We start from the raw sequence: 14225 nt of genomic DNA on the forward strand, positions 1-14225 counted from the left end.
CATTTCACCTGTTGAGAGTGCTACATAATTCTCCACACCTAAATCAATCCCAATAGTGTTTTCTTCAGTCGGTTGGATTTCTGCAACCGTTACAGGTACATTTTTATCTTCAAGAGTCAGAGAGATGTGAAATCCGTCTGCTTTACTCCCCCTGCTTCCTCTGTTCGATCACTACATCAAAAACACAAAGAATAATGCGATCGCAATTACTAGGCTCAAACCTCCCAAAACAACAAAGATAAAAGGCTGAGCAGGGGGATTGTCTGGATTCTGCAATCTTTCTGTACTACTGGGTTGGGGCGCTTCCAGACCCTTAACTGAGTGTAGCCACTCTGCCACTCGTTTCGCCTTTGGCAAGTCTAAAGGTAATTTGGCTAAAGCTTCCTGCCAGAGAAGGATCGCGTTGTTGCGATCGCTTTGCTGCATCGAGAGAATTCCCATATTCGCTAGCGTCTGAGCTTCTCCATAACGGTCTTTTAGCTCCCGAAAAATTTCTAGGCTTTGCTGGTAGCACTCACTCGCTTTACCCCAATAATCCTGCCGAGAATACACATTACCCAGATTACCTAATGTCCTTGCTACTCCAGGGCGGTCTTCTAGCTCCTGAAAAATATTCAAGCTCTGCTTATAGCACTCACTCGCTTTACCCCAGTTACTCTGAAGAGAGTGAACATTACCCAAATTAATCAGGGTTTGAGCTTCCTGTAAGCGAGAATCCAAGTGATTATCGTCAAATGAATTACCTAAACTGCGGATTGCCTCCAACGCTACGAGATGAGTTTGTTCCCAGTCAAGCCAGTAGGCATAGGTATTAAAAAAGTTAACTAAGTTTCTTGCCAGTGGTACCACGATTTCCCACGCCTTCGCTTGATACGCCCAATCTATAGAGGCAAGCAGGTTTGTCCGTTCAAGCTCAAACCAGTTCAAGGCGACTACAAGCAAACTCTGTTCTGTAGCTTCTAAGGATTGATTCTTGCCTCCTAGCAAGACTCTGGCTATCTGGCGACGAGTTTCTGAGTTCAGCGCCAGACCAATCACTTGGGAGGTTTCAAGATACCACCGACTCACTCTTAAACGAGCCGCTTGTCGTGCCTCAGCGAGTTCCTCCTGAGCTAACTGCCCCCGTGCAAACAAGCGTACCAACTCGTGCAGACGGTAGCGTCCGGCGTTGGCTGGCTCTAGCAGTTGCTTATCTACCAAACACCCTAGAGATTCCTCCGCAATTGCTGGCTCAGACTTGAGTAGGGCAGTTGTTAGGGCTGAGGCAAAGTTGAGTCCAGTGAGTAATCCCAGTAAGCGAAAAAGACGGGCAGACGGTGCATCCAACGATTGATAACTTAAGGCAAGCGTCGCTCGTACATCCAAATCGCTCAGATGTCGTTGTACAAGTCGTTGCCGCTCAGAAGCGAGTAGACTTGCGTAATCATTCAGTCGCCATAGTGGTTTAGTCTTCAGCGTGCCTCCAGTAATACGCAGTGCTAGGGGCAGACGATTACAAAGGTTGATGATTGTTTTAGTTGCTTCCAGTTCAGTCTGAGTACGCTCTCCTACGAGTTTCCCCAATAGTTCTAGAGCCTCTGTGTCTGTCATCACCGCTAGGTCAAGGACAGTAGCTCCCTCTAGGTTGGTAAGGTGTCCGCGTGTCGTGACCAAAACAGCACAGCTAGGGCTATCCGGCAGCAAAGGACGTATCTGAGCTTCGTCACGGGCGTTGTCCAGCAGTATGAAAACTCGTTTGCTAGATAGATGTGAACGGTAAAGAGCAGATCTATCCTTGAGGTCTTCAGGCATCGCTTGGTCATCTACACCCAAGCCTCGTAGAAAACTCGTCACTACCTCGAATGGTTCTAGAGGTTTGCTCTCAGTACCCCGCAGGTTGACATAGAGTTGAGCAGCCGGGAAATCTTGCTTTAATTGATGAGCAACCTGAATGGCAAGGGTTGATTTGCCGACACCTGCCATGCCAGTCACAATAGCAAATCCTTTTGCCGTCTCTCCAGTTTGTCGCAACTGAGTTGTCAGGCTCTCTATTGCTTCTTGACGACCTGTAAAATCGGCAAGCGCCGGGGGAAGCTGATGCACAGGCAGAGCAAGAGGTCGAACCAAGCTATCCTGAAACGTTTTCCTAACTGCGTTGTCGTCACCAACGACAGCCGCTTGCACTAATCCATGAAAGTGCAGTTCGTACCTTGGTCTATCCCCAGCCATTAATTGCTCCGGTAGATTGTTGCTAATTCCAGCGAGTGTATGGATGAACAAGAAAAGGCAGAGGGCAGATAGGATTTATCCCAATGTCGATAGTATGAGCCATAGGAGCGACTGCTCAAGAGCAAGGGTCTAGTGCAGGACGGCGGCAATAACTATCCAGTCAAAAAGGTTAAAAAGCTTACTGTGCAAGCAATATTCCTTCTGCCTTCTGCCTCCCATCTTCTGCCTTCTTGCACTAGGGTTTCCATCTGAAGACTACATAAAAGCCCTCTGCCTCCTGCCTTTTGCCTTCTTCAAATGCGAAATGCACCTTAGATAAAGACCTCTTTTTTAAGGAGTTTGGGATAATTTCACATCGCTCTGTGAAGTTACAAGACCCATTAAAAGAACCAAAGCTTCCAGAACAGAGCTTCGATCAGTTGGATTAACATTCAAAACTGGAGGTCGATTTTTATCATTCATGTTGTAGCCCAGAGCTGAGATAATTTCTTCTGGAGCGAGGGCACCTGGGCAATCTCTATGAGTTAACCCCACAATCATGGGAATTTGTACTCGTTGGTTGATAAACGAAATAATCTCGCGGGTGTAAGAGAAATTCTCAGGTCGATGGGCTGCTACTAAGAGAACGTAACTGTGAGAATGTTTAATCAAAATATCCCACATAAAATCAAAGCGAGATTGACCTGGAGTCCCGTAGATATGCAAATCCATGCCTGAGTTCAGCCTGACTCTGCCAAAGTCTAATGCCACAGTTGTTTCTTTTTTAAGTAAAGTTGTTATATCAGTGGCATTACAGTCTGTCTCAATAACGTTTCTTTCACTGATTGTCCGAACAAAAGTAGACTTTCCCGCCCCCACAGCGCCTGCAATTACTGAACGCATTGTCTTCATTGCGATTTACTCCGTGAAAATTTAATAGTATTTAGAGTGCAGAAGAGAATTTTGCTAGAGAGGCACCCGTACTTTTAAGTGAAGTTATCTATTCCACCAACGTTGCGGTGTTTATTCATGCCTCAAATTGGAGCATGAAGGTTAATTCCGGCTTACATCAAAGCCGATTTCAATTCGCCCAATGTCCGCTTAATTTCCAACATCAACACCCCTTGCTTGGCTGCCTTTCCCGCCAGCACAAGAAACACCGCATCTTCACCGCAACTGGTCAAAATGCTGAAGCCTTCCACGCCTTCTACATAGATGCGGTCAATATCACCGCGTGCGAGTTCTCTGCCGATGCGATCGCCTAAAGAAAGCATGGCGGCTGACATCGCTGAAACCCGCTCATCATCCATGCCACCAGGTAAGCTTGAAGCTAGAGGTAAACCATCCGGTGTTACCATCGCTGCACCCTGAACATCCGAGGTGGTTGAGACAAAGTTTCCGAGGATATATCCGAGTTTTTCCGAGTTGATTGCCATTGAATTCCTACTTACTTGTATTACTAATTGTGTATTTGTCTCTTGCGAGAAACTAGTTGGTTAGAATCTGCTTGAATTAGAACTTGCGCCAGCTCCTAAAAATCTTCAGCAGGCTTTCATTGCCTTTTAGTTAATCGATATTTCGTAGTCACAGACATTATGAATATTGCTAGACAAGACAGATTAAATGCATTTTCTTAATAGCACTTACCTAGAAGATATTCATAAATCAAATTCTTGGTGCTTAATTCAGTTTTAGCAAAATATTTTTTGTAATTAGTGCGTTTTTGTTAGAGATTTAATGAAACTAATATGTAGCGTTTGCAAAGGATATAATGGCTTGTTTTTGATAAATTAAGTAGTGCAATATTAAGAAATATATTATTAAAAAGTATGGAAAACATATTCAGCCAATGATATGGCATTTCTCAATTAAATGGCATACATTATAAATTTTTAAATCCAACTAAACCAACTACTTTTTATAAGCTCTCAAGTAATTGAGAACCTTGTAGGTCAAGCGTTTTAACTTATAAATTATGTAGTCTTAGTTCTGCCTTCTGCCCTCTCCATAAGAGCCTTTTGCTATACCATTGGCTCCTGTTCACTGACGAGGGCTTAGGTAAACCCTAACTAAACAAGCGAATATGGCACCTTCATCAGGAGCGTTTGGGAAGTCTTAAGCTGAATGTTACTGACTTAACAAGAAAGGCAGGAGGCAGAGGGCTTTTATGTTTATTTTGATGCCCGACCCTCCTGCTTTCTGGCGATCGAAAAAGAGCAAGGCTCACTGGCTCCCGTTCAGGTTGGGTCAGAATCCCCTCAGAACGGAACATAAAAGCCTTCTGCGCTCTGCCCTCTGCTTCCCTTGCAGTTGCCTTGTTTAGCGATCGCGTGAGAACTGCGGTCGGGGTAGACTAAAGCTACTTCTGTGACTGCTAGACTTCTGAAGCAGTTGACTCGCGTCTTTACTCTTAGCAGAACTGTTGACAGGTTGGTCAATACCACAGTTTGCAACCATCAGAGCCATTGAAGTCATCAGTGCTTCAATAACCGAAGCTCGATCATTTGGATTAATTTTCAAAACCGGGGGCCGATTTCGGTCATTCAGGAAACCCAGTCTCATCATGATCTCCTCTGTTGCCCAAGTTCCTGGACAATCTGTATGAGTTAGACCAACAAGCATCGGAATTTGTACTCGCTGGTCCATGAACGAGAGAATCTGACGAGCATAGTGAAAATCAGCAGGTCGATGCGCTGCTACTAGCAAAATATAGGTGTGTGCCCTTTGAATTAAAAAATCCCACATGAAATTAAAGCGAGATTGACCAGGAGTACCGTAGATTTGCAGATCCATCACCGAACCAAATGCCAATCTCCCAAAATCGAAGGCAACCGTGGTTTTTTGCTTCATGAGAGATACATCATCCGTAGCAGCACGATCAGTGTCTATCGTTTCAATTTCACTAATCGTCCGTACAAAAGTAGACTTACCAGATCCTGGAGTCCCAGCAACTACTAAACGCATCGTTTTCATTTGATTTTGCTCCGCAAAAACTTACCGAACTTGATCGAGTATTGGATGAAAGATCATGCACCAGAATTGAAGTGACACAGAGCCTCAAACGTCTTATTCGCAGACTGATGATTACTTAATGAATCGCGCTTGACTCATCAGACTTTGCGTAAGCCCTGGTAGTGCTAGGTTAAATTCGACCCATGATTTCACTCTTATGACTCAATGATGACCGATTAACGGCTCCCTGGTAAACTAACGCAGCTTTTATTTACATTCAACCTAACCCTTTAAAGGAGTTAGGCAAGGCTCAATACATCTATGATTTTCTGTGTTGTGTTTAGCAACAACTGTCATAAGGAGTATGCTTTTTGAATTAGCCTTGCTCTGAGGATTAATTCTATAGATAATCTTTCGGCACAAATTACATCAAAGCCGATTTCAAATCACCCAGCGTCCGCTTAATTTCCAACATCAACACCCCTTGCTTGGCTGCCTTTCCCGCTAGCACAAGAAACACGGCATCTTCACCACAACTGGTCAAAATGCTGAAGCCTTCCTGTCCTTCAACATAGATGCGGTCAATCTCACCACGGGCAAGTTCTCTGCCAATGCGATCGCCTAAAGAAAGCATGGCGGCTGACATCGCTGAAACCCGCTCATCATCCATACCACCAGGTAAGCTTGATGCTAGAGGTAAGCCATCCGGTGTTACCATCGCTGCACCCTGAACATCCGAAGTGGTTGAGACAAAGTTTCCGAGGATATGTCCGAGTTTTTCCGAGTTGATTGCCATTGAATTCCTACTTGTATTACTGATTGTTTATTTATCTCTTGAGAGAAACTGGCAGCGTTTAATTGTACTCAAACCTGTGCCAGTTGTGAAAATTATTGTGAGAGACTATCTCTCTTGTGTCTCGTCAACGTATTGGTGGAAGTAGATAGGTATAAAACCAAGGATGAGTCTGTAAAAACTAGTTGATACGAACAGCAAGCGGTTGACATCTAAATTGGTGATTTTCAATCTGCTTATTGCTGTTCAGATAATTCCTAAAGCTTCAGTAACTCTATCGGTTTATGTTCACCCACCTACTTATCCTGTTTTAAGGGATGGCTAAGCGATGAAGTGTTGGATTTGCTTTCTTAGCAAAGACACGTTCTACCTCAAAAGGGCTTTCAACTCACCCAGAGTCCGCTTAATTTCCAACATCAACACTCCTTGCTTGGCTGCCTTTCCCGCTAGCACGAGAAACACGGCATCTTCACCACAACTGGTCAAAATGCTGAAGCCTTCCTGTCCTTCAACATAGATGCGGTCAATCTCACCACGGGCAAGTTCTCTGCCAATGCGATCGCCTAAAGAAAGCATGGCGGCTGACATCGCTGAAACCCGCTCATCATCCATCCCACCAGGTAAGCTTGATGCCAGAGGTAAACCATCGGGTGTTACCATCGCTGCACCCTGAACATCCGAGGTGGTTGAGACAAAGTTTCTCAGAACGTATCCCAGTTTGTCCGAATTGATTGCCATTGTTGTATTCCTGCTCTAATTTTTAGATAGTACGATTCACGCGATTAATACTTGGTGGAACTGGCAGCGTGAGATTGACACACAAACGATGTCAGTTGTGCCTAGCTTCTTGGGAAGCTTGTTCTCAGTTTTTGTTAGGTGAGGGTGATGTACTCTAATACATCATGAGTATCACCACGCAAGACAGACTTGGTGTGTGTACCCCGCAAGCGCTTCCCTAAAAACGCTTCCAAAAAGCCCTGGATTGCGCCTAAGGTAAAGGTACACTTGCGATTGGAACCCACTGATTCCCCCGCAGAGCAAACCGTTTCACGGGTATAGACTTTATAGACATCTCCGTCCTGTTCGATCTTGTCAATAATACATAAGCGGGTGCCTCCAGTGCCTAAGACATCACTAACCTTACCCGTGACATCTTCCAGAGAGATTGTTTCTGCACTGTTAACCAAACCGAGTTCTTCAGCTAACTTTTTGCCCCGTTGACGACCAGCAGAAATCAAGGCAATTGCCGCTGCTTTTTCACCGAGAGCTTCTTCTACACCAACAACGACAGCTTTGAAGCAGACAATGCTGCTAAAATCTCCAAGTTCTTGACGTAAAGGATTCAACGTAACTGACATAGGATTAACCTTTTTGAGTTGTGTTTAGGTTCTGAATGAACAGCTAAGCTTCCAAGAGTTTTATTGGTTCAGTAGAAGAAGCGTCCGATTTACATTGAGCCTGCACCTGTTGCGATCAAGCGCCGGAACAAACCTTCAGTCCAGCCTGTTTCTTTGAGTACAGCTGCAGAAGAAACTTCAACGTAGGCTTGCTCAATAAACGCTAAATCGATCATGCAAATCCGACCGAGGGCATCCCGCAATTCTTCAGGTTTCCCATCTTTTTTTGTGCGTTTGCCAACTTCATTAACTACTGTTGCCATTGCTGGGACAACATGTTGAGGACCAATGCCAATTTGCACATGCACTAGACCAATACGCCAACGGCGATCGGCATAACCATTGCCCCAGTTATCCATCCCGGTAAACATTTCGTGAAACCATTGAATAAAGGTTTCACGTAAACGATGTATACGTCCTTCTTTCGCACTCATAATGGCATCCATTTCTGCATCACGACCTAAGTAGGCATAGAAATGATCAGCCATTTCTGAAGCAATTTCTTGACCCCAACTTTGGTGAGACATCAGAAGCGCTTTATCGGCTTCTGTAAAGGAAACACGCTTTTCCATCGTGGTCATAAATGTATGGGGTTCTAATGTCATGTCTTGCTCCGGTTACTTTTAGTTTGACTTTGCTTTTCTTCTTCAGTTTTAGCAAGTTTACAGAGAGTTGTCTGTACTTATTTGTAAGCTTAATTACCTAATTTGCGTGTAGCTTTGATGAATTTTATCTTTTGCTTTACGTGAATTTTGTACTTAAAAAATAGCTACAAATTCCATTCAATAAAAGCCTGTTTTTTCACCTTCTATCCGTTTTATTAGGCGTAGCAGTTACAGATGCTCACTATAAGCCTTGTTACTAACTCATTCAGATGTTGTTGGCTAAATCCGGATAGTTTTCTTGGCTAATTTGCTATTTACATCAAGATTATTTGACTTTACTTTTTCGAGACTATAATAAGTTTTGAGGGCAACTTACTTTTATTGGATTTATAACTAAAACAACACTTAGATTGTTTTTGGAACTAGATTCAGTAGCTTAATAAAAAGTAAAATAGTTCAAGCTTTATAGGTTTGCTTCAACAGATGAGAAGTGTTTCTGACATTATCCTTCTCACTAACAAGATTAGTAAACACTCTTGTTGATTAAGGGAGCTAAAATACACGGCAGATAAGAACCTATCCGAAAAGCCTATGCACACTGGGTGAACATCGGTGTACCCTCTCTAGGGAATTGGAAGCCGTTATCGCATCTATATCTAGAGTTTCAAATCTTGAAAACGCGCTTTTCGGATAGGTTCTTAATAATTCATCACACTAATGGTGATGACTGAAGAGGCAGAAAGAACATAGCAGCAGTTCGGTTCACTTATTCGCCCTGAGATAGAAGTTGTGTCGCATCCTATCTTCAGGATTTCAGTCCTAAACTTGTATGTACTCTACAAAGTACCCACGCCCCTAGTAACCAGACGCTTGAATAACCCTTCTGTCCAACCCGTTTCTTTGAGTACGGCTGCCGCAGATACTTCAACGTAGGCTTGCTCAATAAATGCTAAATCAATCATACAAATTCGACTCAGCGCCTCCCTTAATTCTTCAGGTTTTCCATCAGCTATTACTCGTTTGCCAACTTCCTGAACCACTGCCGCCATTGCTGGGACAACATGTTGAGGTCCGATGCCAATCTGCACATGCACTAGACCAATGCGCCAACGGCGTTCTGCATAAGCAGTCCTCCAGTCATCCATTCCCGTAAACATTTCCTGGAACCATTGGATAAAGGTTTGATGGAGATGATGCATCCGTCCTTCTTTCGCTTTTAAAATAGTAGCCATTTCTGCATCACGTCCCAAGTAGGTATAAAAATGATCAGCCATTTCTGAGGCAATTTCTTGACTCCATTTGGCTTGGGATTTCAGCATTGTTTTATCAGCCTCTGTAAAACCAACACGCTGTTCAATCTTGGTCATAAAGGCTGTAGCATCTAAAGCCATAATTATTTCCTTTTTATGAAGAATACAGGTTGAATCTTTCCTTTTTATTTCTAGCAAGCTTTAATAGCTATGTCTGTAGATAAAGTGAGTTTATATACTTAAATCAGTCTGTATTCTTTATAAACTTTGGCTAAAAAATTTATTTCAGCTCAGCACTTTTAAAACATCTGTGTTATTTATGTTGTTATTAACCTAAAAAACTTGTTTACCAGGCTAGAGAAGTGATTTTAGCTCACAGAGGCTTTACCCTCTAAGCCTTTCTCGGTTTTACTACTCGAATCAGGATAGTTTCTCTATTTAGTTATTCCTGTAATTTCATAGCTTGTTCAGCATTGATAACAGTTTGTTCTTTTAGTTATAGTTTTGTAACCACAAACAACCAATTCGTTGTTTATATAAATGAATTAGGTCGTTTAGGAAAAGGTAGTAAGCTTGTATTTTTGTATTATATATGTTTGTTAAAAGAAGTCTTAAAGAGGGAACAACGGAATACATGACTAATCGACTGCGCTTTTTGTAGAGAGCAATATTTTTTCTGTTAGGGTAGATAAAAAAATTGCTCTCCAAGTAATAGAAGAGCAAAACTAGACTTTTTTATGTAGCGAAAGTATATTAGGTAAGTGTGAAGAATTTGTGAAGCTGAACACTCTCTTCTTTTTAATCAAAAGCTGTGATATTCGCTTTCTCTTTTTAGAGAAAATTAGCCATATAGCGGCTTATAAAACAACGGCTTCTGCTGTAGTTTCATAGTCAATATTTAGCCCTCTGCTTTGCATTGTTGCTTCAAATAATGCTGTAGAAAGGACTTGCTCGACTGGCCAGACACCTGGTTTACTAAGCTTTCCGTTGAGCATGAGTTCTGCAAGACTACCCGTTCCTGCGCCAGCAGCTACGGCTGTATTTTCATGCACCAAGGTTGAGCAAACACAGGCAGGCTTACCCTCTTTGTAACCCTTAACTTCTGAGCGAATGGCAACACCAATACCGCTGATGCGATCGCTTACATCTGTCATCCGGTGGCTAACATGAGATAAAAATTCAATACCACCTGGATTTTTTAGCCAAGATGGTGGAAAGACATGAGCCGCAATCCAGGTAAGGTGATTATAAAAATCCGGAACAGACCCGAACTTGGTAATAACCGTTTTCACAGGGAACGAGTCAACCAAGGTAAAGGCTTCTGGCATATCAAACCAGTAAACACCCGCCTTGCCATAAGGAGCGGGGAATTCAATTTTTTCGCGCTGGCTATACGGCTTTACCTCCTGCCACTGACCATCAATCCAAGCCTCAAATGGCTCTTGTAAACCCAAGAACGTCGTCCGCATCACAGTAATACCAGCACCGCCGGAACCTGCCACTAGATAGCTCAAATGAATTCGTTCTGCTTCATCTAGCTGTTCGACATCGTGGCGCACCATGCTGTTGGAGACACCGGGAAAAATTCCAGAATTGACAATTGCTGTCACGCCTTTTTGGGCTGCTGCCTCACGGCAAGCTATGGCTTTACGGGTAAAGGCACGGTTATCACTGACATCCAGGTAGCTAACGCCTTGCTCAATGCAAGTTTTGAGAACACTAGCATCTCGGTAGACAAAAGGGCCTGCACAGTGAATCACCAAGTCGTGAGATGCGATCGCCTTTGTTAACCCCTCCTGATCTGCCAAATCCAAAGCGAGAAACTGCACTTGTGGCTGTCCCTTCTGCCTCGCCGTCACTTCAGGCGAAGTTGGACGTCCAGTAACCGTAATCTTCGCTTCTGTATGGGCAACTAGGTCTTGCGCCACACTGCTACCGATTCGCCCTCGTCCTCCAAGAATTAAAACCTGCTGGTCTGCCATTGCACCTGCATCAGTAACATCCTTTCTCATTTCATCATCTTTGAGGCACTCTAATCATCGGTAGCCAGGATGACACTTTCACTCTACTTAAGTATGATTTCAGTTTCCAATGACCATGAACTATCAACCCTGAGTCATGAACCCTTATGACTAGTGCAAGAAGGCAGGAGACAGGAGGCGAGATCGCACCAGCCTTTCGCTAATTTGATAGCAGTAAGTTAAGCCAGTAGCCCTTAAAAGCGTTCTACGTCCTTAAATTGCTCTAGCTTCTGAGCATTTGCCGCTTCGCCACAAGTGCGAGGGGTGGGGAAAATCTTCCCCGGATTGGCTAAACCTTTGGGATTAAAGACTTGGCGCACCCATTGCATCGTCTCTAAATCTGCCTCTGTAAACATATCTGGCATGAAGCATTTTTTATCCGAACCAATACCATGTTCCCCGGAGATGCTACCGCCTACTTTCACGCAGAGTTTGAGAATTTCTCCCCCTAATTCCTCCACCTCTTCTAAGGCACCAGGCACGGAATTATCGTAAAGAATCAGTGGGTGCAGGTTGCCATCACCAGCATGAAACACATTAGCGATCGCATAGCCATATTTCTCGCTTAACTCCTCAATTTCTTTGAGAACACCGACTAGCTGAGTGCGAGGAATGACACCATCTTGCACGAAATAATCAGGACTCATATGTCCTGCTGCGGCAAAGGCAGCTTTGCGACCTTTCCATAATTTCAGTCGTGTTTCTGGGTCACTAGCCGTTGTGATATTACGTGCCCCATTCTTTTTGCAGAGTTCAGCAACACGGTATTTAGCGGTTGCCACTTCCACTTCTAACCCATCGAGTTCAACTAACAGGATGGAACCCGCATCTCTGGGATAACAACCTGTAGCAACCACATCTTCCACAGCATTGATGCTGAGATTATCCATCATCTCCATCCCTGCTGGAATAATCCCGGCACTGATGATATCGGCAACAGCAGCACCCGCTTCTTCAATAGTGTTGAAGTCTGCCAGAAGAACACAAATTGATTCAGGAGTCTTGAGAATTCTTAGAGTAATTTCTGTAGCAATTCCTAAAGTCCCTTCGGAACCGACAAATACCCCCGTCAGGTCGTAGCCTGGTTGTTCTGGTACTGACCCCCCAACATCAACAATTGAGCCGTCAGGAAGTACCAGTTTTAATCCCATAACATGGTTAGTAGTAACACCGTATTTCAGGCAATGAACACCACCAGAATTCTCAGCAACGTTGCCACCAATTGAGCAAATAATTTGGCTAGAAGGGTCTGGCGCATAGTAAAAACCAGCACCACTGACAGCTTGTGTGACCCAGTTGTTGATGATACCGGGTTGCACAACGATTCGCTGGTTTTCTAAGTCAATATCGAGAATTCGCTTCATCAAAGCGGTAACAATCAACACGCAATCTTCTACTGGCAGCGCCCCACCTGATAATCCTGTCCCAGCACCTCTAGCGACCCAAGGAATTTGGTTCTGGTCGCATATCTTCACTACTGCTGCCACTTGTTCCGTTGTTCGGGGTAGCACCACCAACGCAGGACGCTGACGATAACTGGCTAGACCATCACATTCATAAGTCAGCAATTCTTCACGGCGGCGAACCACACCATTTTTTCCAACCACAGCTTCAAATTGCTTGATGACTGGTTGCCAATTCCGTTTCGTATCGTGGGCAAGCATAGGTGGCACAAGTAAAGGTAGTTGCAATCCTATGATTGCACGATCACGAAGTCATTCGCCAAAAAGCGATTAGGTCTTAGGAAGTAACCCTACCATCTACTACCTCATGAAGGAGGTTAAGTACTCCGTCAACTTTTAGGGAAAGCTCTATTCCTACCATTGTTGTCAGAGAAAAATTTAATCAACGATGAGCCTCAAATTTCACCGCTTACATCTTTCTCAATAATTTTTTTCCAAAGCAAATAACCTTGTCCATTCAAATGTACACCATCTATTGTGTATTGAGAATTGAGTTCCTTATTTATATCTAGAAATGCAGAAAATAAATCAATATATTGATATGAGAATTCTTTGGTTAGCTCTCTCAGTCTGACATTCAATTCGACAACCTTATCATTAACATCATTTCTTTGGAATTTTTGATAATTGACTGGCAAAACACTTTGAATAAATACTTGTGTATTGGGTAGGCTCTCCTTCACCTTTCTTAAAATAAGATGGTAGTTTTCTACAATGTCTAATACTTGTATACCTTGATTTAAATCATTAATTCCAATAAGAATAAAAAGCTTTTTTGGTTGATGTTCAATAATGTTGTCGATCCGGTTTAAAACTCCCTCTGTTGTATCTCCACAAATCCCTCTATTTTTAATTAGATCATTTTTCAGCAACTCTGCCCACTCACATAAATCTGTGAGACTATCTCCTAAAAATATTATTCCTGATTCTGATTTAGGCAAAGCCCGAAAGTGGCTTGTCTTGTCTTGATAAAAAGGATTGTCATACATAGCAGTTAGTCTAGCCCTCTCACTCGTTAGGAAAGAAAGTTTGTGCAATATATAGGAAAGTCCGCCTCTTCTCGCAACAAAAAGACTTCCCATTCCTAAAAATAATATATTAATTAAGCACGAAAGTAATAAAGTAAATTTAATTGCCTCATTTATTGTTACTAAGTTATGCATATCTAAGTTGCCATATAGCTTAACCATTTTAATCGTCAGCGATTAGTCCTGAGGCAGCGAACACAACAAGTCCTATTAAGTGACATTCACACATGCTACTAATGAAGTTAGGGGCAGAGAGCCAATTCTCTCGGTTCCTTTACTACTGTAGTTGCTCTGGTATAACGAGATACAATTTAATCTCAGAGTGTGCCACAGCCCGTATAAAGTTTTCAATCAAGCGAAAAATGTCTCCTCTCAAGTGGGGCGCGATCGCTTTGTATATAAGTTTTCACTTTTTGTCAGTCGTCAGGGGCTAGTGGTCACTGATTAGCAGCCAGTAGCCACGGATAAAGGTAACTAGACGAGTAAATTTAGTAATTTAGTCAGCCAAAAGATTGACAGGGTTCAGTGC

At 43.2% G+C, this 14225-nt stretch carries 12 protein-coding genes; all 12 read right to left on the minus strand.

The window, feature by feature from the left end:
* Positions 1-171: 171 nt before the first annotated feature.
* Positions 172-2259: a tetratricopeptide repeat protein gene (locus AC5JL3_RS15385; protein ID WP_496075299.1), complete on the minus strand. Its 2088-nt coding sequence runs from the start codon at positions 2257-2259 to the stop codon at positions 172-174.
* Between the two features lie 279 nt (positions 2260-2538).
* Positions 2539-3099, minus strand: coding sequence for a GTP-binding protein (locus tag AC5JL3_RS15390; protein ID WP_496075300.1), 561 nt, complete (start codon positions 3097-3099; stop codon positions 2539-2541).
* Between the two features lie 152 nt (positions 3100-3251).
* Entirely contained in the window at positions 3252-3623 is a 372-nt protein-coding gene (locus tag AC5JL3_RS15395; protein ID WP_496075301.1) for a roadblock/LC7 domain-containing protein, read from the minus strand.
* Positions 3624-4506: 883 nt separating this feature from the next.
* Positions 4507-5160, minus strand: coding sequence for a GTP-binding protein (locus AC5JL3_RS15400; protein WP_496075302.1), 654 nt, complete (start codon positions 5158-5160; stop codon positions 4507-4509).
* Between the two features lie 403 nt (positions 5161-5563).
* Positions 5564-5935 (minus strand): roadblock/LC7 domain-containing protein, encoded by a 372-nt coding sequence (locus AC5JL3_RS15405; RefSeq protein ID WP_496075303.1) that lies wholly within the window; start codon positions 5933-5935, stop codon positions 5564-5566.
* A 363-nt stretch (positions 5936-6298) separates the two neighbouring features.
* Positions 6299-6670 (minus strand): roadblock/LC7 domain-containing protein, encoded by a 372-nt coding sequence (locus AC5JL3_RS15410; protein WP_192221019.1) that lies wholly within the window; start codon positions 6668-6670, stop codon positions 6299-6301.
* A gap of 134 nt (positions 6671-6804) precedes the next feature.
* Positions 6805-7290: a hypothetical protein gene (locus tag AC5JL3_RS15415; RefSeq protein WP_496075304.1), complete on the minus strand. Its 486-nt coding sequence runs from the start codon at positions 7288-7290 to the stop codon at positions 6805-6807.
* Positions 7291-7379: 89 nt separating this feature from the next.
* On the minus strand, positions 7380-7934 hold the full coding sequence (locus AC5JL3_RS15420) for a protoglobin domain-containing protein (RefSeq protein ID WP_496075305.1): 555 nt from the start codon (positions 7932-7934) through the stop codon (positions 7380-7382).
* 836 nt (positions 7935-8770) lie between these two features.
* On the minus strand, positions 8771-9325 hold the full coding sequence (locus AC5JL3_RS15425; protein ID WP_496075306.1) for a protoglobin domain-containing protein: 555 nt from the start codon (positions 9323-9325) through the stop codon (positions 8771-8773).
* Between the two features lie 716 nt (positions 9326-10041).
* Positions 10042-11196, minus strand: a complete 1155-nt coding sequence (locus AC5JL3_RS15430) for a saccharopine dehydrogenase family protein (protein ID WP_496075307.1) — start codon at positions 11194-11196, stop codon at positions 10042-10044.
* 203 nt (positions 11197-11399) lie between these two features.
* A complete protein-coding gene (glcD, locus tag AC5JL3_RS15435) occupies positions 11400-12869 on the minus strand; it encodes a glycolate oxidase subunit GlcD (RefSeq protein ID WP_496075308.1) in 1470 nt (489 codons plus the stop codon).
* A 194-nt stretch (positions 12870-13063) separates the two neighbouring features.
* Positions 13064-13858 carry a GDSL-type esterase/lipase family protein gene (locus tag AC5JL3_RS15440; RefSeq protein ID WP_496075309.1) on the minus strand — a complete coding sequence of 265 codons (795 nt, stop codon included), beginning with the start codon at positions 13856-13858 and terminating at the stop codon, positions 13064-13066.
* Between the last annotated feature and the right edge of the window lie 367 nt (positions 13859-14225).

The organism is Symplocastrum torsivum, from assembly GCF_059505465.1.

Bases quoted from the DNA above. Each gene is read 5' to 3' on its own strand.
- AC5JL3_RS15390 (WP_496075300.1), bottom strand. From the start codon at position 3,099: ATGAAGACAATGCGTTCAGTAATTGCAGGCGCTGTGGGGGCGGGAAAG.
- AC5JL3_RS15395 (WP_496075301.1), bottom strand. From the start codon at position 3,623: ATGGCAATCAACTCGGAAAAACTCGGATATATCCTCGGAAACTTTGTC.
- AC5JL3_RS15420 (WP_496075305.1), bottom strand. From the start codon at position 7,934: ATGACATTAGAACCCCATACATTTATGACCACGATGGAAAAGCGTGTT.
- AC5JL3_RS15415 (WP_496075304.1), bottom strand. From the start codon at position 7,290: ATGTCAGTTACGTTGAATCCTTTACGTCAAGAACTTGGAGATTTTAGC.
- AC5JL3_RS15400 (WP_496075302.1), bottom strand. From the start codon at position 5,160: ATGAAAACGATGCGTTTAGTAGTTGCTGGGACTCCAGGATCTGGTAAG.
- glcD (WP_496075308.1), bottom strand. From the start codon at position 12,869: ATGCTTGCCCACGATACGAAACGGAATTGGCAACCAGTCATCAAGCAA.
- AC5JL3_RS15440 (WP_496075309.1), bottom strand. From the start codon at position 13,858: ATGGTTAAGCTATATGGCAACTTAGATATGCATAACTTAGTAACAATA.
- AC5JL3_RS15430 (WP_496075307.1), bottom strand. From the start codon at position 11,196: ATGAGAAAGGATGTTACTGATGCAGGTGCAATGGCAGACCAGCAGGTT.
- AC5JL3_RS15425 (WP_496075306.1), bottom strand. From the start codon at position 9,325: ATGGCTTTAGATGCTACAGCCTTTATGACCAAGATTGAACAGCGTGTT.
- AC5JL3_RS15410 (WP_192221019.1), bottom strand. From the start codon at position 6,670: ATGGCAATCAATTCGGACAAACTGGGATACGTTCTGAGAAACTTTGTC.
- AC5JL3_RS15405 (WP_496075303.1), bottom strand. From the start codon at position 5,935: ATGGCAATCAACTCGGAAAAACTCGGACATATCCTCGGAAACTTTGTC.